The 247-nt window shown below is 69.2% G+C and carries 1 protein-coding gene; it reads left to right on the top strand.

The window, feature by feature from the left end; all coding sequences use genetic code 11:
* Positions 1-32: 32 nt before the first annotated feature.
* On the top strand, positions 33-247 hold a 215-nt coding region (locus HA630_RS27150), incomplete at its 3' end, for an enoyl-CoA hydratase-related protein (RefSeq protein ID WP_208299931.1).

Below are 247 nucleotides of genomic sequence, written 5' to 3'. Positions count from 1 at the left end.
GTTCGGCGTGTTCCGCATGTGAGGGGCCGGACATGAGCAACCTGACCGTGACCGTGCAGGCGCACCGCGCCACCGTGACCCTGACCCGCGCCGAGCTGCGCAACGCCTTCAACGACGAGGTGATCGCCGAGCTGACCCAGGTGTTCACCGAACTGGGCCAGCGCGACGACGTGCGCGCCATCGTGCTGGCCGCCGAAGGCCCGGCTTTCTGCGCCGGCGCCGATTTGAACTGGATGCGCCGCATGGC

It is taken from the genome of Aquabacterium sp. A08, assembly GCF_011742065.1.
This window is presented reverse-complemented; position numbering and strand designations above follow the sequence as displayed.